At 65.1% G+C, this 19,926-nt stretch carries 23 protein-coding genes and 1 tRNA gene; 17 read left to right on the forward strand and 7 right to left on the reverse strand.

Translation table 11 applies throughout. From position 1 onward, the window contains the following. The first annotated feature begins 3 nt into the window (after window positions 1-3). Window positions 4-957 carry an aliphatic sulfonate ABC transporter substrate-binding protein gene (locus LPJ38_RS08515; RefSeq protein WP_145640364.1) on the forward strand — a complete coding sequence of 318 codons (954 nt, stop codon included), beginning with the start codon at window positions 4-6 and terminating at the stop codon, window positions 955-957. A 14-nt stretch (window positions 958-971) separates the two neighbouring features. On the opposite strand, the gene LPJ38_RS08520 is transcribed toward LPJ38_RS08515, so the two are convergent. From LPJ38_RS08520 to LPJ38_RS08535, 4 genes are all read right to left on the reverse strand, one after another. Next, complete coding sequence (locus LPJ38_RS08520; RefSeq protein ID WP_145640362.1) at window positions 972-1,475, reverse strand: DUF6496 domain-containing protein; 504 nt, start codon at window positions 1,473-1,475, stop codon at window positions 972-974. A gap of 66 nt (window positions 1,476-1,541) precedes the next feature. Then, window positions 1,542-2,324: an alpha/beta fold hydrolase gene (locus tag LPJ38_RS08525; protein WP_145640360.1), complete on the reverse strand. Its 783-nt coding sequence runs from the start codon at window positions 2,322-2,324 to the stop codon at window positions 1,542-1,544. A 3-nt stretch (window positions 2,325-2,327) separates the two neighbouring features. Beyond that, window positions 2,328-3,623, reverse strand: a complete 1,296-nt coding sequence (locus LPJ38_RS08530) for an O-acetylhomoserine aminocarboxypropyltransferase (RefSeq protein WP_145640357.1) — start codon at window positions 3,621-3,623, stop codon at window positions 2,328-2,330. A gap of 81 nt (window positions 3,624-3,704) precedes the next feature. Continuing rightward, window positions 3,705-4,496, reverse strand: a complete 792-nt coding sequence (locus LPJ38_RS08535; RefSeq protein ID WP_145640355.1) for an IclR family transcriptional regulator — start codon at window positions 4,494-4,496, stop codon at window positions 3,705-3,707. Window positions 4,497-4,624: 128 nt separating this feature from the next. Between LPJ38_RS08535 and LPJ38_RS08540 the strand changes: the two genes are divergently transcribed. From LPJ38_RS08540 to LPJ38_RS08565, 6 genes are read left to right on the forward strand one after another with little or no spacing between them, the layout of a single operon-like run. Next, the gene (locus LPJ38_RS08540; protein ID WP_145640352.1) at window positions 4,625-5,590 is read left to right on the forward strand and encodes a Bug family tripartite tricarboxylate transporter substrate binding protein; all 966 of its coding nucleotides are present in this window, start codon (window positions 4,625-4,627) and stop codon (window positions 5,588-5,590) included. A gap of 3 nt (window positions 5,591-5,593) precedes the next feature. Next, window positions 5,594-6,211 carry a flavin reductase family protein gene (locus LPJ38_RS08545; RefSeq protein WP_145640350.1) on the forward strand — a complete coding sequence of 206 codons (618 nt, stop codon included), beginning with the start codon at window positions 5,594-5,596 and terminating at the stop codon, window positions 6,209-6,211. Window positions 6,212-6,266: 55 nt separating this feature from the next. Then, on the forward strand, window positions 6,267-7,127 hold the full coding sequence (locus LPJ38_RS08550) for a fumarylacetoacetate hydrolase family protein (protein ID WP_145640347.1): 861 nt from the start codon (window positions 6,267-6,269) through the stop codon (window positions 7,125-7,127). Window positions 7,128-7,130: 3 nt separating this feature from the next. After that, entirely contained in the window at window positions 7,131-7,934 is an 804-nt protein-coding gene (hpaH, locus tag LPJ38_RS08555; protein WP_145640344.1) for a 2-oxo-hept-4-ene-1,7-dioate hydratase, read from the forward strand. A gap of 25 nt (window positions 7,935-7,959) precedes the next feature. Further along, window positions 7,960-8,355: a RidA family protein gene (locus tag LPJ38_RS08560; protein WP_145640341.1), complete on the forward strand. Its 396-nt coding sequence runs from the start codon at window positions 7,960-7,962 to the stop codon at window positions 8,353-8,355. Between the two features lie 12 nt (window positions 8,356-8,367). After that, window positions 8,368-9,243, forward strand: coding sequence for an amidohydrolase family protein (locus LPJ38_RS08565; protein ID WP_145640339.1), 876 nt, complete (start codon window positions 8,368-8,370; stop codon window positions 9,241-9,243). A 109-nt stretch (window positions 9,244-9,352) separates the two neighbouring features. On the opposite strand, the gene LPJ38_RS08570 is transcribed toward LPJ38_RS08565, so the two are convergent. Further along, a complete protein-coding gene (locus LPJ38_RS08570) occupies window positions 9,353-10,360 on the reverse strand; it encodes an LLM class flavin-dependent oxidoreductase (RefSeq protein WP_145640337.1) in 1,008 nt (335 codons plus the stop codon). A 213-nt stretch (window positions 10,361-10,573) separates the two neighbouring features. Between LPJ38_RS08570 and LPJ38_RS08575 the strand changes: the two genes are divergently transcribed. From LPJ38_RS08575 to LPJ38_RS08590, 4 genes are all read left to right on the forward strand, one after another. Then, on the forward strand, window positions 10,574-11,074 hold the full coding sequence (locus tag LPJ38_RS08575; RefSeq protein ID WP_145640334.1) for a peptidase associated/transthyretin-like domain-containing protein: 501 nt from the start codon (window positions 10,574-10,576) through the stop codon (window positions 11,072-11,074). A 12-nt stretch (window positions 11,075-11,086) separates the two neighbouring features. Beyond that, window positions 11,087-11,716, forward strand: a complete 630-nt coding sequence (locus LPJ38_RS08580) for a ferric reductase-like transmembrane domain-containing protein (RefSeq protein ID WP_145640332.1) — start codon at window positions 11,087-11,089, stop codon at window positions 11,714-11,716. A 105-nt stretch (window positions 11,717-11,821) separates the two neighbouring features. Beyond that, window positions 11,822-12,610, forward strand: coding sequence for a class I SAM-dependent methyltransferase (locus tag LPJ38_RS08585; RefSeq protein ID WP_145640329.1), 789 nt, complete (start codon window positions 11,822-11,824; stop codon window positions 12,608-12,610). A gap of 21 nt (window positions 12,611-12,631) precedes the next feature. Further along, the gene (locus LPJ38_RS08590) at window positions 12,632-13,108 is read left to right on the forward strand and encodes a cyclic nucleotide-binding domain-containing protein (protein ID WP_145640327.1); all 477 of its coding nucleotides are present in this window, start codon (window positions 12,632-12,634) and stop codon (window positions 13,106-13,108) included. Window positions 13,109-14,181: 1,073 nt separating this feature from the next. On the opposite strand, the gene LPJ38_RS08595 is transcribed toward LPJ38_RS08590, so the two are convergent. After that, window positions 14,182-14,532, reverse strand: coding sequence for a RidA family protein (locus LPJ38_RS08595; RefSeq protein WP_145640325.1), 351 nt, complete (start codon window positions 14,530-14,532; stop codon window positions 14,182-14,184). Window positions 14,533-14,577: 45 nt separating this feature from the next. Continuing rightward, window positions 14,578-14,652: transfer RNA gene (locus LPJ38_RS08600), tRNA-Thr, on the reverse strand. Window positions 14,653-14,965: 313 nt separating this feature from the next. Here LPJ38_RS08600 and LPJ38_RS08605 point away from each other — a divergent pair. The 6 genes from LPJ38_RS08605 (at window position 14,966) to LPJ38_RS08630 (ending at window position 19,853) form a co-directional block, all read left to right on the forward strand. Then, window positions 14,966-15,154 (forward strand): hypothetical protein, encoded by a 189-nt coding sequence (locus LPJ38_RS08605; protein ID WP_145640323.1) that lies wholly within the window; start codon window positions 14,966-14,968, stop codon window positions 15,152-15,154. Between the two features lie 66 nt (window positions 15,155-15,220). Further along, window positions 15,221-16,927, forward strand: a complete 1,707-nt coding sequence (locus tag LPJ38_RS08610) for an FAD-dependent oxidoreductase (RefSeq protein ID WP_145640508.1) — start codon at window positions 15,221-15,223, stop codon at window positions 16,925-16,927. Window positions 16,928-17,053: 126 nt separating this feature from the next. Continuing rightward, on the forward strand, window positions 17,054-17,362 hold the full coding sequence (locus LPJ38_RS08615) for an EthD family reductase (protein ID WP_145640321.1): 309 nt from the start codon (window positions 17,054-17,056) through the stop codon (window positions 17,360-17,362). A gap of 289 nt (window positions 17,363-17,651) precedes the next feature. Continuing rightward, window positions 17,652-18,161: a hypothetical protein gene (locus LPJ38_RS08620; RefSeq protein ID WP_145640319.1), complete on the forward strand. Its 510-nt coding sequence runs from the start codon at window positions 17,652-17,654 to the stop codon at window positions 18,159-18,161. Between the two features lie 151 nt (window positions 18,162-18,312). Then, a complete protein-coding gene (locus LPJ38_RS08625) occupies window positions 18,313-19,137 on the forward strand; it encodes an alpha/beta fold hydrolase (RefSeq protein WP_145640317.1) in 825 nt (274 codons plus the stop codon). A 56-nt stretch (window positions 19,138-19,193) separates the two neighbouring features. Beyond that, window positions 19,194-19,853, forward strand: coding sequence for an NAD(P)H-binding protein (locus LPJ38_RS08630; RefSeq protein ID WP_145640315.1), 660 nt, complete (start codon window positions 19,194-19,196; stop codon window positions 19,851-19,853). Window positions 19,854-19,926: the final 73 nt, after the last annotated feature.

Consider the following 19,926-nt stretch of genomic DNA (forward strand, 5'->3'; position numbering starts at 1 on the left):
GTTATGATCAATCGACGACACATTCTGGCAACGACGCTGTCGCTTGCGACGGCCCTAGCTGCACCCGCGCGCGCCGAGGACAAGCCGGCGGAAATCCGCATCGGCACGCAGAAGGGCGGCTTTTTCCCGGCGGTGCGCCAGCGCCAGACACTGGAAAACGCCTTCAAGCCGCTCGGCATCGAGATCAAGTGGATCGACTTCCAGTTCGGTCCGCCGCTGCTGGAGGCCATCAATGTCGGCAGCGTCGATTTCGGCTATGTCGGCGACTCCCCGCCGATCTTCGCGCAGGCCGGCGGCGCCAGGATCCGCTACGTTGCCGCGGTGAAATCGGACGGCAACACCCAGACGATCATCGTACCGAAGGATTCGGCCATCAAGACGCTCGCCGATCTCAAGGGTAAGCGCGTCGCCTTCGGCAAGGGATCTAGCGCGCATAATCTGCTGGTCGCTGCGCTCGAGAAGGCCGGCCTGTCCTGGTCCGACATCACGCCGGCACCGCTTGCCCCGGCGGATGCGACGGCCGCCTTCATCAAGGGCTCGGTCGACGCCTGGTCGATCTGGGATCCGTATCTGGCGCTCGCCGAGCTGAAGGAGAACGCCCGCGTCATCGCTTTCGACAAGGACGTGCACAGGCCGAATGCGTTCTACATCGCCAACACGGATTTCGTTGATAAATATCCTTCGCTGGTGGCGAAGCTCAACACCACCTTCGCCTCCGAAGGGGTCTGGGCCAACGAACACCACGAGGACGTCGCCAAAGCGCAGGCAGACGCGACCGGCGTCGACATCGAGGCGGTCAGGCGTTTCGTGGATCGCTCCAACTTCCGCGTGGTGCCGCTCGACGCCGAGGTGGTCAGGAGCCAGCAGGCGGTCGCCGATCGTTTCGCAAAGTTGGGCCTGATCCCGAAGCCCGTCAACGTCTCCGACATCGTCTGGAAGTGGACGCCCGGTTCTTGAACCGGCGCGACTGATCAGCTCCGGCGGCGCGCGCGGGTGCGTGCCGCCTTCTTGGCAGCAGCGGAGCGAACCTTGGCGCCCTTGGTGTGGCTTGCCTTTCGCGCGGCGGCCGAGCGGGATGCTGCGGTTCGACGGCTTGCAGCACGCTTGGCCTGTTTCGACAGCGCGCCGCGCGATGCGGTGGAGCGCGGCTCCTTCTTCAGGACGTTCGTGACGGCGCGCGACACTTTTGGCCGACGCTTCGGCGTGCGCTTGCCCTGACCGACTTCGTAAGCGTATTTGGCGCTGCGGCGTGTCGATTTCTTGGTTCGACCTTTGCGCGGCGGCGGCAGATCGACGCCGGCGCGGCGCGCCTCCGAGAGGCCGATGGCAATGGCCTGCTTGGTCGAGCGTGCGCCGTGCTTTCCTTTCCTGATCTTGTCGATCTGGTCCTTGACGAATTCGCCGGCCTGCGTGCTCGCAGATTTTCCGGCGCGCTTGTCCTGCTTCGCTTTGCGGATGACTTCTTGACTTGGCATGCGGCGAGTTCCCTCAAGATGCAGGGATGTCTCACGGCAACGCGCAAAATGATCGATTGATCCTTTTCAGTTCCTTAAAGCCGCCAGCAGTTCATCAGGGCGCTCAGCCATGATCATGTGCCCGGCGCCCCGCACTACGACAGTCTTCGCATGCGGAATGGCGGCCGCAAGCGCCTTGCCGGCCTTGGCCGGTGTCATCATGTCCCGTTCGCCAAGAATGAGCGTGGTCGGCACCTTCACGCTCGCGGCAGCGGTCAGCGCGTTCGCATAGGCATTGCAGGCGGACAGATCCCTAAAGAGCACGCCCGGCTCGCAAGCCTTCAGCACGGCCTGCGCGCCGCCATGCATCCACAGGCCCGGCGCGAGGCTGCCGCCGAGTTCGGCGTTGAAGCCGAGGCCCCAGATCGAGACCATGTCGTTGGCATCCTGCGAGTTGGCCTCGGCGGCCTTCAAAAGATCCGGGCCGACCGTCATGGTCGCGGCGGTGCCGATCAGGCTCAGCGCGGAGACCTTGCCGGGATGGCGGGCTGCCGTTTCCAGTGATATCAGCGATCCCATGGAATGGCCGATCAGATGCGCCCTTGCGCTTCCCGCCGCATCCAGCAGCGCGGCGGTCCAGTCGGCCATCTCGGCGATATCAGACAGCGACGGTCCGGCCGAGCGGCCATGGCCGGGCAGATCAGGCGCCAGCACGCCAAAGCCGTGATGGGCGAACCAGCGCGTGTGCAGCGCCCAGGTCGAATGATCGAAGCCGGCGCCGTGGATGAAGACGACCGTGGGCAGGGACTTGTCGAACTCGCGGCCGCCGGTTGCGGCGAACACCTCGGTGCCGTTGACGGAGAGCTTCATGGCTTAAACCTTCTGCGAGATGCGGAGCGCCTGGGCGAGATCGTCGATGATGTCGCTTGCCGTCTCGATGCCGACCGAGAGCCGCACCAGCTCCTCGCCGATGCCGGCGGCCTTGAGCTGCTCGGCATCCATCTGCTGATGCGTGGTCGAGGCGGGGTGGATCACCAGCGACTTGGCGTCGCCGACATTGGCGAGATGGCTGATCATGCGCAGCTGCTCGATAAATTTGCGGCCCGCGGGCCGGCCGCCCTTGATGCCGAAGGAGACGATGGAGCCGGCGCCGCGCGGCAGCAGCGTCTTGGCAAGCTGATAGTCCGTGTGATTTTCCAGCGAGGGATGCAGCACCCAGTCGACGGCCTTGTTGGCCTTGAGGGCCTCCAGTACGAGATGCGTGTTCTGCATATGCCGGTCCATGCGCACGCCGAGCGTCTCGACGCCTTGCAGCAGCTGAAATGCATTGGTCGGCGACAGGCAGGCGCCGAAATCGCGCAGGCCTTCGGTGCGGGCGCGCATGATGAAAGCCGCGGTACCGAATTGCTCGTCGAAGACGATGCCGTGATAGCCGCCATAGGGCTCGGTCAGCACGCCGAATTTGCCGGACCCGCGCCAGTCGAACCGGCCGCCGTCGATGATGGCGCCGCCGATCGCGATGCCGTGGCCGCCGATCCATTTGGTCGCCGAATGCATGACGATGTCGGCCCCGAGCTCGATCGGGCGGCTGAGATAGGGCGTGGCGAAGGTGTTGTCGATCAGCAGCGGTATCTTCGCCTCATGCGCGATCGCCGCGACCTTGGGAATGTCGAGGACTTCCAGCCCGGGATTGCCGATGGTCTCGCCGATCACGAGCCTGGTGTTCGGCTTGATCGCGCTGCGGAACGCGTCGAGGTCGCGCGGCTTGACGAAGCTCGTGGTGATGCCGAAGCGCGGCAGCGTGTGCGCCAGGAGGTTGATGGTGCCGCCATAGAGCGAGCTCGACGCGACGATGTGGTCGCCGGCATTGAGCAGCGTCGCGATGGCCAGATGCAGCGCGGCCATGCCGCTGGCGGTGCAGATCGCGCCGACGCCGCCTTCCAGCGCCGCAAGCCGCTCCTCCAGCACACCCGTGGTCGGATTGGAGATGCGCGTATAGATATGGCCAGCGCGCTCCAAATTGAACAGCGCCGCGGCGTGATCGGAATCCTGGAACACGTAGGAGGTGGTCTGGAAGATCGGCACCGCCCGGGCGCCGGTTGCGGGATCTGGATGCTGGCCCGCATGCAGGCTCAGGGTCTCGAAGGCAGGCGGTTTCGGCGCGGGCATGCGTGGCCTCGTTGGTCGATCGGTGGAGGTGGTTCTTGTGCCACAAAATGGCATGCGGCGTCAGCCCATTGACAGCGCCGCCTAACCTCGGATCGCCTGCTCGATGATCCCAGCCTCGCGCAGCAATATCTCCGCGACCTCCTGCTCGCGGCGGGGGCCGAGCCTGGTGCGAACGGCGGAGACCGTCATCGCGGCGGCCGGCCGGCCGTCCGGCGTCTTGATCCAGGTCGAGATCGATTTCGTGCCCTGCACGAGGCCGATCTCCCGCTTGCCGTAGCCCAGCCGTCTTGCGGCCGTCACCTCGCCCATCACCGTCGCCACATCGGTCCGGTAGGCTTCGAATCGCTTCTCGTTGGCTGCGACGATTTTGCGCGCGTCCTGTGCCGGCATCGCGGCGAGGATCGCGACGCCGGCGCTTGAGACGCCGAGCGGCCGGCGCGCGCCGACCTCGATCGACAGCACCTGGATCGGATAGACGCCGATCCTGCGGTCGACGCACAGCGTGTCGTTGCCGGTGCGCACCGTCAGGAACAGCGTGTCGCCGATCTCGGTCGAGGCGCGTCGCAGCGACGGATTGGCGGCAACCAGGAGCCGCGACGGCCGGGGACGCGCGAGCGCCAGCTCCGGCACCTGGTTGCCGATCGCGTAGCGGCCAGTCCGCTCGTGCCGCTCGACGATGCCTTCCTCGATCAGCACGTGGACGATGCGATGCACGGTCGGGCGGGTGAGGCCCGTGGCCCTAACCACCTCGGCCAGCGGGACGCCGTCTTCGCGCCCTGCGGCCAGAATGCGCAGCACGGCGAGCGCGCGGCGGATCGCCTGCGCGCCCTCGCGCGGTTCCGTTGCATTGCGAGCGAGTGCCGTTCTGTCCATAATATGGACAAGAACGCCACAATTCCCTCGACAGAACAAGCACGCATTTGAAGATTGCGCCGAGGTCGGATTGCCCCGCACGACGTCAGGGCACCGAAGGAATTTAGAAGCGCTGCTGGGAGGTTAACATGAGAATAATCTGGATTGGCATTGCCGCCGTGGCGGCGATGCTGGCGGGGCCCGCCTCTGGGCAGGAATGGCCCGCGCGCAACGTCAAGCTGATCGTGCCGTATCCGGCCGGCGGCAATGTCGACAGCGCCGCGCGCATCATCGCCGACAAGCTCCAGGAAAAGCTCGGCCAGCCCTTCGTCATCGAGAACAAGGCCGGCGCCGGCGGCATGATCGCGGGCGAGGCCTTCGCGAAATCCGCGCCCGACGGCTACACGCTGTTCGTCGGCGCCAACGGCCCGGTGCTGTTCGCGACCGAGATCAACAAGCGCGAGGCCTATAATTGGAAGAAGGACTTCCTGCCGATCTCGACCATCTCGATGACGCCGCTGGTGCTCGAGGTGCATCCCTCGGTACAGGCGACGAGCTTCAAGGAGTTCATCGACCTCGCCAAGCGCGAGCCCGGCAAGCTGACCATGGCCTCGCCCGGCCCCGGCACCACCAACCACCTGCTCAGCGAGCTGATGCAGTCGAACCTCGAGCTGCAATGGGTCACGGCGCATTACCGCGGCAACGCGCCGGCGATCAACGATCTGCTCGGCGGCCAGGTGCAGTTCGCATTCGACCAGCTCACGGTCAGCCTCCAGCACATCAAGGCCGGCCTGTTCCGCCCGCTCGCGGTCACCAGCCCGCACCGCCTGAAGTCGCTGCCTGATGTGCCGACCTTCGCCGAGCTCGGCTACAAGGATTTCGACGGCCAGACCTTCACCGGCCTGTTCGCGCCCGCGGGCACGCCGGCACCAATCGTCGAGAAGCTGCACACGACGCTGGTCGCGATCTTGAAGGACCCGGCCATCGCCGACAAGTTCGAGAAGCTCGGCGGCGAAGCGACCGCGATGACGCCCGACGAGTTCAAGGCCTATCTCGTGCGCGAGGACGCCAAATGGATTCCGGTCGTGCGCAAGGCCAACATCAGGGCTGATTGATCGATGCGGATCGACCCCACCGAGCTCGGCGCGGAGCGCATCTACCGGCTGATGACCGGCATCGTGGTGCCGCGCCCGATCGCTTGGGTCACCAGCCTGTCGCGCAGCGGCGTGCTCAACCTCGCGCCGTTCAGCGCCTTCACCTTCGTCTCGCAGAAGCCGCCGATGCTGGCCATCAGCGTCGGCCGCAAGGGCGCCGACTACAAGGACACCGCGCACAACATCCTCGATACCGAGGAATATGTGATCCACATCGCCGATACGCCGCTGATGAATGCGGTGCACGACTCATCGGTCGAGCATCCGCCTGAAATCAGCGAGGTCGAGCATCTCGGTCTGGAGACGATGCCCTGCGAGCGCATCAAGGTGCCCAGGCTCGCCGCAGCTCCCGTTGCGATGGAGTGCCGCTTCCGGCAGTGCCTCGAATTCGGCGATGCCAAGAGCCGGCTCATCGTCGGCGAGGTCGTGATGTTCCACCTGCGCGACGGGCTCGTCAATGACGGCAAGGTCGAGACCAAGGCGCTCGATCCGATCGCGCGCATCGGCGGCCCGCGCTACGCCCGGCTCGGCGACATCGTGACGCTCAACACCGTGTTCCAGACGCCCAAATCAAAAGACTGAGTGCGCGGGCCGGTCATCCCGCCCAGCCGCCTCGAGATCATCGGAGGAAATGACAATGCGAGTGCTGAGCTATCTCCTGGACGGAGAGCCGCGCTACGGCGCGGCCGTCGACGGCGGCGTGGTCGATCTGACCGGGCGCATCGGCCGCGACTATTCCGATGTGAAGGCGCTGATTGCGGCCAACGCCCTCGCCGACGCGCAGGAAGCGGTCGCCGGGCAAAAGCCGGACCACGCGCTCGACGAGCTCGTCCTGCTGCCGCCGGTGCTGGCGCCGGAAAAGCTCTGGTGCATCGGCGTCAACTACGCCGAGCGCAATGCGGAATACAAAGACGATTCGGACCTGCCCAAATATCCCAGCCTGTTCGTGCGCAGCATGTCCTCGATGACCGGCTCCGGCCAGCCGCTCGAGAAGCCCAAGGTTTCCGACCAGCTCGACTACGAAGGCGAGCTCGTCATCGTGATCGGGCAGGGCGGCCGCCACATTCCGCGCGACAAGGCGTGGTCGCACATCTTCGGCATGACGCTGTGCAATGAGGGCACGATCCGCGACTGGCTGCGCCACGGCAAGTTCAACGTCACGCAGGGCAAGAATTTCGACCGCTCCGGCAGCATCGGCCCGTGGATCGTCACGTCGGACGAGCTCGATCCGCGCGGTCCGCACGACATCGTCACGCGCGTCAACGGCGAGGTGCGGCAGCAGGACACCACCGAGCGGCTGATGTTTCCGTTCGATTTCCTGATCTCCTATCTCTCCACTTTCGCGACGCTGAAGCCCGGCGACATGATCGTGACGGGCACGCCGACGGGCGCGGGTGCGCGCTTCGATCCGCCGCGCTGGCTCAAGGCGGGTGACGTCGTCGAGGTCGAGTCGAGCCGCATCGGCGTGCTGCGCAACACCGTGGCCGCGGAGCAATAGACGATGCTGGATGCCGCCACGATCGAACGCCTCGCCGCGCGCCTCGACGAGGCCGAGCGCACCAAATCGCTGATCCCGATGTTCACGAAGGAATATCCCGACTTCGGCATCGAGGATGCCTATGCAATCCAGCGCGCCTGGACCAAGCTTCAGCTCGGGCGCGGCCGCGTCATCAAGGGCCACAAGATCGGCCTGACCTCGAAGGCGATGCAGAACGCGGTCGGCATCAACGAGCCCGATTACGGCGTGCTGTTCGCCGACATGTTCTACGCCGACGCGACGCCGATCCCGTTCGACCGCTTCCACGCACCGCGGATCGAGGTCGAGCTCGCCTTCGTGCTGAAGGCGCCGCTGCGCGGGCCCGACTGCACCATCTTCGACGTGCTCAACGCCACCGACTACGTCACGCCCGCACTCGAAATCCTGGAGACGCGCATGCATCGCGTCGACCCCGAGACGGGCAAGACGCGCAAGGTGATGGACACGATCTCGGACAATGCCGCGAATGCGGCGCTGGTGCTCGGCGGAAGGCCGTTCCGCCCCCTGGATGCGGATCTGCGCTGGATCGGCGCGCTGCTGTTCCGCAACGGCGAGGTTGAGGAAACCGGGCTTGCCGCGGGCGTGCTCAATCACCCGGCGAGCGGCATCGCCTGGCTCGCCAACCGCCTCGCGCCGCATGACGAACATCTCGCGGCCGGCGAGGTGGTGCTGGCGGGCTCGTTCACGCGCCCGGTCGACATCCGTCGCGGCGACACCTTCCATGCCGATTACGGCGCGTTCGGCTCGGTGTCGTGCCGGTTCGTTTGAAGCAATAACAAGCAGGGAGCGCACCATGACGGGTCACCAGCGGCGCAGGAGCATCCACATCGGCGGCTTCAAGCACGTCAACCCCATTCCGAACGCCTGCCGCATCGGCAATCTCGTGATGTCGGGCGTCATCCTCGGCCGCGATCCCGCGACCAATGCGATGCCCGAGAGCCTCGACGCCCAATGCGCCAACATGTTCGCGCATATGAAGGCGACGGTGGAGGCCGCCGGCGGCACCACCGACGACATCATCAAGATGACGGTGTGGCTGAAGGACCGCTCGCAGCGCGGGCCCGTCAATGTCGAGTGGCTGAAGATGTTTCCGGACGAGCATTCCCGGCCCGCGCGTCACGCGCTGCCGATGGACAACATGGACGGCGGCGCGCTGGTGCAGTGCGACTTCACCGCCGTGATCGACTGAAGGAGCGCCTGCATGCCGACCTATCTGCCGTTCGATCCCAATCCGCGCCGCCCGGTCAAGGCTCCGCCGCCGAAGACCATCGACAGCCAGTTTCACGTGCTGGGCCCGATCGAGAAATATCCGGAGCGGCCCGGTGCGGCCTATCGGATGCCGACCGCGACCTGGGAAGCGGCGCTGCGCATGCACAAGCAGCTCGGCATCGAGCGCGGCATCATCGTGCAAACCACCACTTACGGCGCCGACCATGCCGTCGTGCTCGACGGACTCAAAGCGATGGGCCCGAACTATCGCGGCTGCGCCAACGCGCTGGTGTTCGCCGAGGCGAACGATTCTTATCTCGCCAGGCTGCATGACGCCGGCGTCCGCGGCGCCCGCTTCAGCTTCCGCCAGGAGCTCGGCGCGGTGCTGTCGGACGCCGATTTTGCGCGCGCCATCGCCCGCATCCGCGAGCTCGGCTGGTACGCCAAGATCCAGCCGGAGAAGGACGGCATCATGTCCAGCGTCGCCAAGTACGAGAACCTGGACGTGCCCGTGCTGATCGACCACATGGCGCGCCCTGATCCGGAAGCCGGCAAGGCCGATCCGAATCTGCGCAAGATGCTGGAGCTGCTCGCCAAGGGCAATTTCTGGGTCATGCTGTCGCTCGGCGAGAAAACCTCAAAAGCCGGCGCTCCTTACGACGACGTCATCCCGATCGCGCGCGCCTATATCGAGGCCGCGCCCGACCGCTGCGTCTGGGCCAGCGACTGGCCGCATCCGGTCTCGGTGAAGCAGCCGCCGAACGATGCCGATCTGCTCGAGCTGATGTACCGCTACGCGCCCGACCAGGCCGAGCTGGAGAAGATTCTGGTGCACAATCCGGCCAGGCTGTTCGGGTTTACGGATTAGACGGCCCCGCCGTCATTGCGAAGAGCGAAGCGACGAAGCAATCCAGACTGTTTCCGCGGAGGCAGCCTGGATTGCTTCGCTTCGCTCGTAATGACAAGCACGATCCCGCTCACACCGCCGGCTGTTTCGCCAACCTCTCCCGCACCTCCGCCGCGATCTCGAACGAGCGCAGTCGCGCGGAATGGTCGTAGATCTGCCCCGTCGTCATCAGCTCGTCCGCTCCGGTCTCGGCAATCAGCGCCTTCAGCCTCTCTTCCACCGCGGCGGGCGAGCCCACCGCCGAGCACGATAGCGACTGCGCAACGCCAGCCTTCTCCGCCGGCGACCACAGCGTGTCCATGTCGTCGACCGGCGGCGGCAGCGGGCCGGGCGTGCCGCGGCGCAAATTGATGAACTGCTGCTGCAGCGATGAGAACATCCGCCGCGCCTCTTCGTCGCTGTCGGCCGCGAACACGTTGACGCCGATCATCGCATAGGGCTTGTCGAGCTGCGCCGATGGCTCGAAGCGCGCGCGATATTCGCGTAGCGCCGGCATCATCATCTGCGGCGCGAAATGCGAGGCGAAGGCGAAGGGCAGTCCGAGCATCGCCGCAAGCTGCGCGCCAAACGTGCTCGATCCCAGGATCCACAGCGGCACCTTGGTGCCCATGCCTGGCACGGCGCGGATGGCCTGATTAGGCTGCACGTCGCCGAGCAGCGCCTGCAATTCCAGCACGTCATGCGGAAAATTCTCGGACGTGGTGGCGAGGTCGCGCCGCAATGCACGCGCCGTGAACTGGTCGGTGCCCGGCGCGCGGCCGAGCCCGAGATCGATCCGCCCGGGATAGAGCGATTCCAGCGTGCCGAACTGCTCGGCGATGACCAGCGGCGAATGGTTCGGCAGCATGATCCCGCCGGAGCCGACGCGGATCGTCTTGGTCCCGCCCGCGACATGCCCGATCACCACCGACGTCGCCGCGCTCGCGATCCCCGTCATGTTGTGATGCTCGGCAAGCCAGAACCGCTTGTAGCCCCATTTCTCCGCATGCTGGGCGAGATCGAGCGAGTTGCGAAACGCCTGCGACGCGTCGCCGCCCTGGCGAATGGGCGCGAGGTCGAGCACGGAAAAGGGGATCATGTGGGAAACCTGACGTGAGGGGATCTGCGCGGCGAGGCGCGTAAGGACACATGTAGTGTCAGGAAGACACTCTCGCTTGAAGGTTCGGACAGCCCCCGTCCCCGTTCACAACACTGTTATTGCGACCCTTGGCGCCCTTCGTCGCAACTGGGCGTTTTGCGCCTGTTGTTGTAGCCTGCGGAGGCAGCCGCAGGGGTGCCAGGAGGAACCGACATGACCACGGTATTCAACCGCCGCAATCTCCTCGTCGCCGGCGGCTCCGTCCTCGCAACCGGCGTCTTGGCATCCGCCGTTCCCGGCCTCTTGTTGCCCGCCCGTGCGGCAGGCCTCGCGCCGACCGAAACGATGTCGGGTGGAGCGAACAACTATCGAAAGGGCGCGGCGATCGTGGAGCGGATCGGCAAGGGCGGCTTCTGGATGAGCGGCACCGTCCGCCGTGCCGGCGATGGCGCGCCGCTCTCCGGCCAGCGCATCCAGATCTGGGCGCACACGGTGGAAGGGCAGGAGCACGAGCCGCAGAGCCACGGCGCCACGCTCACCGACAAGGACGGCAAGTTCCGGCTCGAAATGCCGCAGATCATTCCCATCTTCGGCCAGCCGCACGGCCACCTCGCCTATGACAGCGGCGAGTTCAAGACGGTGTTCCTGCGGCCGGTGATGCGCAGCGCAAAGGAAACCAGCCTCGAGGCGCACTTCGTGCTGCAGCCGGCCTGATCGGGCCAGCGAATGACGGGGTGGAGTTCGGCGCGGGGGATCCTGATCTGGGTCGCCCTTGCCTTGGCCATCGGCGTGCCGGTCGCGCTGGCTGCGACCAGCGAGCAGCTCGCTTGGCGCGGTCCGGTCTACATCCTCGCCGGCTTCGCCGGGATCATCGCCCTCGGTCTCGTGCTGATGCAGCCGCTGCTGATCGGCGGATATCTGCCGGGCCTGTCGGCCTATCGCGGCCGGCGCGCCCATCACTGGATCGGCGGCACGCTGGTGCTGGCTGTGGTGATCCACGTCGCCGGCCTCTGGATCACCAGCCCGCCCGACATGATCGATGCGCTGACCTATGCATCGCCGACCCCGTTCTCCCCCTTCGGCGTCACCGCGATGTGGGCCATCTTCATCGTCGCGCTTCTGGCGCTCCTGCGCCGGCGATTGGGCCTGCGGCTGCGAACCTGGCGCATCATCCATATTCCGCTTGCCATCGTCATCGTCGCAGGCAGCGTGGTCCATTGCCTCTTGATCGAGGGGACGATGGAGACGATCTCGAAAGCGGCACTGTGCGTGCTGGTGGTTATGGCGGCCGCAAAGGTGATGGCCGATCTTTGGCGGAGGCGGACGCTCCGCGGCGAGGGTGTCGCACGGCAGTAGAGTAGGCCAATGCGGGCCAAGGTCCACCAGACACTTTCCCGATCCCAACCTTTGTGCGCAGAATGAGCGCGTCAAGGATCGTCATCGGGCCGGGAGGATCTCGACATGGCAGAGCAGACAATTCGTTTCGACGACGGTGCCGCCTACGAGCAGATGATGGGAATTTGGAGCCGCTTCGCCGGCAATATATTCCTTGACTGGCTGGCACCTCCCGCGGGCTTGCGGTGGATCGACATCGGTTGCGGCAACGGGGCCTTTACTGAGCTGTTGGTCGAGCGATGCAGTCCCGCCGAAGTCCAGGGTATCGATCCCTCGGCGGAGCAACTCGCTTTTGCACGTACTCGGCCCGGCGCGCGCGTGGCAAATTTTAGCCAGGGCGATGCCATGGCCCTCCCTTTCGCCGATGGCAGCTTCGATGCGGCTGTGATGGCGCTGGTTCTCGTGTTCGTTCCGGATCCCGCCAAGGGTATCAGCGAAATGGTGCGAGTCGTTGCTCCCGGCGGCGTCGTCGCGACGTATATGTGGGACATGTTGGGCGGCGGCTTTCCGCTTGATCCGATCTACGAGCAGATAAAGGCCATGGGTCTTGAGGCGACCCGTCCGCCGCGGATGGACGCGTCCCGGATGCAAGCGTTGCAAGACCTGTGGATCGGAGCAGGTCTGGAGGAGGTGCAAACGCGAGAGATCACCGTGCACCGGACTTTCGCAGATTTCGATGATTTCTGGATCACAGGCCTGAAGTCTCCCGCGCTTCGGCCTACCGTCGCCGCGATGAAGCCCGGCGAGGTCGAGATGCTCATCTCACGCGTCCGTGCGAACCTGCCGGCGGGGGCCGATGGCCGCATCACCTGTAGTGCGCGCGCGCACGCGATCAAGGGGCGCAAGCCCGGATAGCTCGCAGCGCGGAGGATGGTCATGGCTGTCAGCGCTCCCGACCTGAAAGCGTTCCTGCTCGCGACGCCATTCTTCGGCGGCCTTTCGGACGGAAGCCTCGATCTCCTCATCTCGATGCTGGTCGAGCGCCGCTTCGATGCCGGCGCGAGCGTCGTCGCGGAAGGCGAGCCGGGCCGTTCGATGTTCATCGTCAGGTCCGGTCGGCTGGCGGTGAGCAAGCGGACGCAGGCGGGAAGCGTCATCCGCATGTCCGTTCTGGAGCGAGGCGATTTCTTCGGCGAGATGACGCTGATCGAAATGCAGAACCGCTCCGCCACCGTAATCGCGGAAAGTGCGACGGTGCTGTACGAGCTGACCGCGCAGAATCTCTACGCCTGCTACAAGGCCGACGTCCACGCCTATGTGATCGTCCTGCAGAACATCAACCGCGAGCTAAGCCGGCGGCTGCGCCGGGCGGATGAGCGGTTCACCGCGCGTCAGGTGCACGGCGACGATTGACGATGCGTAGGATGGGTAGAGCGCTGGCGAAACCCATCGTTTTTGGTCGCGCTGTAAGGAGGTGATGGGTTTCGCTGCGCTCTACCCATCCTACGAGCTGCGCTCCGGCGCATAAATTGCTCGCACTCATCCGGCGCGCCGGCGCCTCGATACGGCTACAGCAACGCCATCGAATGCAGCGAGTTCCGATGAAAGCCGAAGGCAACAATGCCGGAAAGAAGCAACGCGGTCCCAATCACGATCAGGCAAAACGCAAGCACTATCGGAGCCCCCTGGTTCGTCATGAATGACAAAGACGATAATGGATAAAATTTTACCGACAATCGAAAGGAAGTATTAACCTTACCTGCGCCGGCCGATCGCGACCCGTCGGGCAAAACACCTAGGGCCCCGTCAAGTCCCCGCCTCAAAATATTCTACTTTACCGAAATTCGGTTTTGGCGTGTGTATCGCCCATCCCGGCCCACCAAGAGGGGCGATCTCGAGGTCGTCTTGATCGCGAGCCGGGCTTGCGGTGGACGCGGCAGCGTCGGCATGAGATTGGGGCGGGCAGGGCGGGTAGTCCCTGTGAGCCCGACACCCGCGTGCGGACGAGCGGCGCTGTTCAGTTCGTCGCGCCGACATTTCGATGGCGATGTGCACAATGCCGTCGAACCCTGTGGCGCCGACGAATGCGCGTACGGCAAAACCGTGTGGTCCTGGCCGTCGTTGCTACGGTCAAGCCTTTCGCGGAGATGCGAGCGAGCCCAACCGGGCAGACTGCATCAAATCGCGGGGCGAGGGAGGCCAGAAGGAACTCGGCTCCCGGGAGAGCACGGCATAAGCCGTCCGACCATCGCGCAGGGAAGGCCGAGTGATCGGCACCACCTGTATGCTGCTGTGCGGTTCTTCCTGCGTGTGCATTTCGCGCAGCAGACCGCGGGTGCCTGTCGGCACCCGGCCTTCCCTGCGCCCTCTTCAAGGAAGAGGGTCAAGGAAACGGGCAAAACTCGGGCGCTTCCAGCCGCGAGAACGCTGCGTCATGTGTGGACATCAGAATGACCGAGCGCTTGCGCCTCGCCTCGTGCGCTTTCTCAGCGACGCGCCGCAATCGCAGTCAGCTCCAGCTTGACGCCCGGGCCGAGATCCGCAACGCCGAGCGCGGCGCGCGCCGGCAGATGGTCCGCGGTGAAATAGCGCTTCCACACCTGGTTGAGCGCGGCCTTGTCGGCGAGATCGGTCACGAAGATCGTCACCTGGAGAACGCAGGAGAGATCGGAGCCGGCCCCTTCGAGCAAGGTCTTCAACTGGCGCAGCACGTCGTCGGCTTGGCCCGCCATGTCGAGGGCGGTATCCTCGGGAACGATGCCGCCGAGATAGAGCACGCCATTGTGCTCGACGATCTCGTGGAGCAGTCCTTCATAGGGCAGGGAACGTTTGATCACGATGGCATCCGTACGGTGTTGCGCACGCTTCAATGGGGGGAAAGCTGGTGCTGCCGGACAGGATTGAACTGTCGACCTCTCCCTTACCAAGGGAGTGCTCTACCACTGAGCTACGGCAGCAAATGCTGGCACAGAATCGGGCCGCGACCGGGCCCGCCAAGCGGGGCGATGGATGCCACAAGGCCCCCTCATGTGCAAGCTTGGCGGCCCCGTCAAATCGAGAAAATCGGCGGCGTTGCGGCCGGAATCGGCCTGTTTGCCCCGAAATGACCGATTTTGGACGATTTTGGTCCCGCTGATGTCCCAGCCAACTGGTCAGTTGGCCGTGCCGGCGGATTTGGCCCATTTTGAAGTTCGCACGATCAGCTTCGCAGGCCTCCTGAGCTGTCGTATTCCTTGGGCATGCTACATGACGATCTGGATGAGCCCAGAGATGACCGACGACACCGATAAAGCCGCGGCACGCGGCCAGGACGGGCGGCAGGACCGGCTGAAATCGGCCCTGCGCGAAAACCTGAAGCGGCGGAAGCTGCAGGCGCGCGAGCGCGCCGCAATGACAGGCCCCTCGCAGAACGACGATGGTTCCCTAGATGAGGGGGCCGCCGGCAAGACCGGGAATTGAAGTCCGGCAATCGAAGCTCGGCGATCGGGGCCGGCTCGAATTTTTTTGGAGTGCATGACAGTGGCCATGGGGCAGGACGAACAGCAACGAACCGACCGCGACGCGCAGATGGCGCGGTTCACCCGCCCCGAGCAGACCTTTCCGGCGCTGACGCCGGCCGAGATCGAGCGCATCAGGCATTTCGGCGAGGTCCGCAGCTACCAGGACGGCGAGTTCCTGTTCGAGACCGGCAAGCCCGGTCCCGGCATGTTCGTCGTGCTGAAAGGCCATGTCGCCATCACTCAGCGCGACGGGCTCGGTCATGTTACCCCGGTGATCGACCAGGGGCCGGGACAATTCCTGGCCGAGCTCAGCCAGCTCTCCGGACAGCCGGCGCTGGTCGACGGCCGCGCCGAGGGCGATGTCGAGACGTTGGTGCTGCCGCCGGACCGGCTGCGCGCGCTGCTGGTGGCCGAGGCCGAGCTCGGCGAGCGCATCATGCGCGCGCTGATCCTGCGCCGGGTCAATCTGATTCAGGGCGGCGTCGGCGGCCCGGTGCTGATCGGCCCGTCGCATTCGGCCGGCGTGGTGCGCCTGCAGGGCTTTCTCACCCGCAACGGTCAGCCGCATCATCTGCTCGATCCCGAGCATGACACCGACGCCGCCGAATTGATCGCGCGCTATTCGCCGAAGCCGGAAGACTGGCCGCTGGTCGTCGCCGCCGACGGCACGGTGCTGCGCAATCCCAACGAGACCGCGCTTGCCCGTGCCATCGGCATGATCGGCGGGGCGAAGGGGGATCGCATCTACGATGTTGCCGTCGTCGGCTGCGGTCCGGCCGGGCTCGCCACCGCCGTGTACGCGGCGTCCGAAGGTCTGTCCGTCGCCGTGCTCGACATCCGCGCCTTCGGAGGCCAGGCCGGCGCCAGCGCACGCATCGAGAACTATCTGGGCTTTCCGACTGGCATTTCCGGTCAGGCCCTGACCGCGCGCGCCTTCACCCAGGCGCAGAAGTTCGGCGCCGACATCATGATCCCCGTCACGGTGAAGTCACTCGATTGCACGCGCAAGGACGGCGCATTTTCGGTGGCGCTCGACGGCAGCGATCCCTTGCGCTCGCGCGCGGTGGTGGTCGCGAGCGGCGCGCGTTATCGCCGGCCTGAGATCGAGAACCTCGACAAGTTCGAGGGACGCGGCGTCTGGTACTGGGCCTCGCCGGTCGAGGCACGGCTCTGCGCCGGCGAGGAGGTGGCTCTGGTCGGTGCCGGCAATTCGGCCGGGCAGGCGGCCGTGTTTCTCTCGGGCCATGCCAAAAAAGTGCTGATGATCATCCGCGGCGGCGGCTTAGGGGCCAGCATGTCGCGCTATCTCATCGAGCGCATCGAAGCGACGCCGAACATCGAATTGATGTTCAACACCGAGATCACGGCGCTCGAAGGCGATGAGGCCTCGCTGCTGCGGCGCATCCGGTGGAAGAGCCGGCTGTCGTCGGATGAGGACGCTGCCGACATCCGCAATCTCTTCCTGTTCGTCGGCGCCGATCCCGCCACCGCCTGGCTCGACGGCTGCGGCGTCACGCTCGATCGCGGCGGCTTCGTCGTGACGGGCGCGCAGTCCGAGCAGAACCAGGGGCGGCTCGTGGCGCCGCTCGAGACCTCCGTGCCCGGCGTCTACGCCGTCGGCGACGTCCGCTCCGGCTCCGTCAAGCGCGTCGGCGGCGCCATCGGCGAAGGGGCGCAGGTCGTGGCGTCCCTGCACGGCTATCTCGGCGACGCCGCAAAACCGGCGCTTTAGGCAAGGACAAGACAAGCGAATGGCAAGCGGAATCCGGCTTGCCATACGCGCCGTATCCTGGAGACTATCGCCTCGTCGCGAGGCTAATGGCGCGTCGAAGAACAAAGATTCACACGGGAGGACCAAATGGCCGAAATCGTCGTGCTCTACAAGACGCCCAAGGATGCTGCCGCCTTCGACAAATATTATGCCGAGACCCACATTCCCCTCGCCAAGAAACTTCCCGGCCTGAAGAAATATGCCGTTAGCAAGGGACCGGTCGCCTCCCCCGCTGGTCCCTCCGGAATCCACCTCGTCGCGATTCTCACCTTCGACAGCGTCGCCGACATCCAGGCGGCGTTCGGCAGCCCGGAAGGCAAGGCGACCGGCGCCGACGTGCCGAAATTCGCCAGCGGCGGTGCCGATCTGCTGATCTTCGACACCAAGGAAGTTTGAAGCAACGATTCAACTTTCGTCGAAAGCCTGAGCGCTCGTAGCCCGGATGGAGCGAAGCGTAATCCGGGACAGTACGATCCAAGCGCGAGAACCCGGATTTCGCTGCGCTCCATCCGGGGTACAATCTGCTGTCGATCCATGACAGCACTGCAAAAATCCGGGCAGGCGTTGTCAATTCGCACGACCGCGCATGGCTTGTTGCGCTCATGCGGCGATAGCGCATGTGGCAATCCGATGAGGACCGTAATACTACTCTCGTCATCTCAATGCTGAGAGTAGGAGAGATGCCATGATGCTTGGATTGAGCCTGCAAGCCCTGACGCTGATCCATGTCATCATCAGCCTGATCGCCATCGCTGCTGGCCTCGTGGTGATGTTCGGCCTGCTCGGCTCGAAGCCGATGCCGGCCCTCACCGCGACCTTCCTGCTGTTCACCATTCTCACCAGCGCCACCGGCTTCCTGTTTCCGTTCAAGGAGCTGTTGCCCTCGCACGTCATCGGCATCATCTCCCTGGTGCTGCTCGCCATCGCCTGCTTCTCGCTCTACAGCATGAAGCTCAAAGGTGTCTGGCGTCCGGTCTACATCGTGACCGCGATGATCTCGCTCTATTTCAACGTGTTCGTGCTGGTGATCCAGTCGTTCCTGAAGGTGCCGGCGCTCGCCGCGCTCGCACCCGCCGTGCCACCGGCGCCGCCATCGGGCCCGGTCTTCGCCGTGGTGCAGGGCATCGTGCTGGTGTTCTTCGTCGTGCTCACCATCGGCGCCTGGCGCCGCTACAAGCCGATGGCGTTTGCCTGATCGCCCAATCTCTCGTCATTCCGGGGCATCGCGCAGCGATGAGCCCTGGTGCGCAATCGCGCACCTGAGAATCTCGATCAGCAATCTCCAGATTCCGGGTTCGCGCTGGTGCGCGCCCCGGAATGACCTTATCTATTCAAAGGAGTCCACAATGCCCACCATCACCACCAAAGACGGCGTCGAGATCTTCTACAAGGATTGGGGCTCGGGCCAGCCGATCGTGTTCAGCCATGGCTGGCCGCTGTCGTCGGACGATTGGGACGCGCAGATGCTGTATTTCGTCGCGCGCGGCTATCGCGTGATCGCCCATGACCGCCGCGGCCATGGCCGCTCGGCGCAGGTCGCCGATGGCCACGACATGGACCATTATGCCGACGACCTCGCCGCGCTCACCGCGCATCTCGACCTCAAGAACGCCATTCACGTCGGCCACTCCACCGGCGGCGGCGAGGTCGTGCACTACATCGCGCGTCACGGTGAGAGCCGGGTGGCGAAGGCCGCGATCCTCTCGGCGGTGCCGCCGCTGATGGTGCAGACCGCAGCCAATCCGGGCGGCCTGCCGAAGAGCGTGTTCGACGATCTCCAGAAACAACTCGCCGCGAGCCGCACGCAATTTTACCGCGACCTCCCCGCCGGCCCGTTCTACGGCTACAACCGTCCCGGCGCAAAACCGTCGGAAGCCGTGATTCAGAACTGGTGGCGCCAGGGCATGATGGGCGGCGCCAAGGCGCACTACGACGGCATCGTCGCGTTCTCTCAGACCGATTTCACCGAGGATCTGAAGAAGATCAACGTGCCCGTGCTGGTGATGCATGGCGACGACGATCAGATCGTGCCTTACGCCGATTCCGCGCCGCTGTCGGCCAAGCTGCTGAAGCAGGGCACGCTGAAAACCTACAAGGGCTTCCCGCACGGCATGCCGACCACGCACGCTGAGATCATCAACGCGGACCTGCTGGCATTTTTCCAGGCGTAAAGCTTCGAGAAGATGGGGCTCGCGGTCGGAGCTGCGAGCCCCATGAGACCGTTCCGATGAAAGTCATCGTCTTCGGCGCGACGGGTATGGTCGGGCAGGGCGTCTTGCGCGAATGCCTGGTTGATCGCGGCATCGACCGCGTGCTCGTGGTCGGACGCAGCCCGACCGGCGTGCGCAACGCCAAGTTGGCCGAGATCACCCACGACGATTTCACGGACTATTCGGCGATCGAGGCGGAGCTCACGGGCTTCGATGCCTGCTTTTTCTGCCTCGGCGTCTCCTCGATCGGCATGAGCGAGCAGCGCTACCGTCACCTGACCTATGATCTCACGCTCGCCGCTGCGACAGCGCTGGCGAAGCTCAATCCGCAGATGACGTTCGTCTATGTCACCGGCGCCGGCACCGATTCCAGCGAGCAGAGTTCGCGGATGTGGGCGCGGATCAAGGGCAAGACCGAGAACGATCTGTTCAAGCTGCCGTTCAGGGCCGCCTACATGTTCCGGCCCGGTGCGATCCAGCCCCTGCACGGCGCCCGGTCCAAAACCGCCTGGGTGCAGGCCGTGTATACCGCAACCTGGCCACTCTGGTCGGTGCTGCGCCGGATCGCGCCGTCGCTCGTGACCTCGACCGAGCAGATCGGCCGCGCCATGATCCGCGTCGCCCGGGAGGGATATAAGCGGAAAGTCCTGGAGATGGAGGATATCAATGGCCTCTAGGCCGCTGCCTCGTTAGCTTGTCGCGGAAATTTCGGCGCCCGCGTGCGTTGAGTCCCCCCATCCTGAAGGAGGA

The organism is Bradyrhizobium daqingense, from assembly GCF_021044685.1.
Classification (GTDB): Bacteria; Pseudomonadota; Alphaproteobacteria; order Rhizobiales; family Xanthobacteraceae; genus Bradyrhizobium; species Bradyrhizobium daqingense.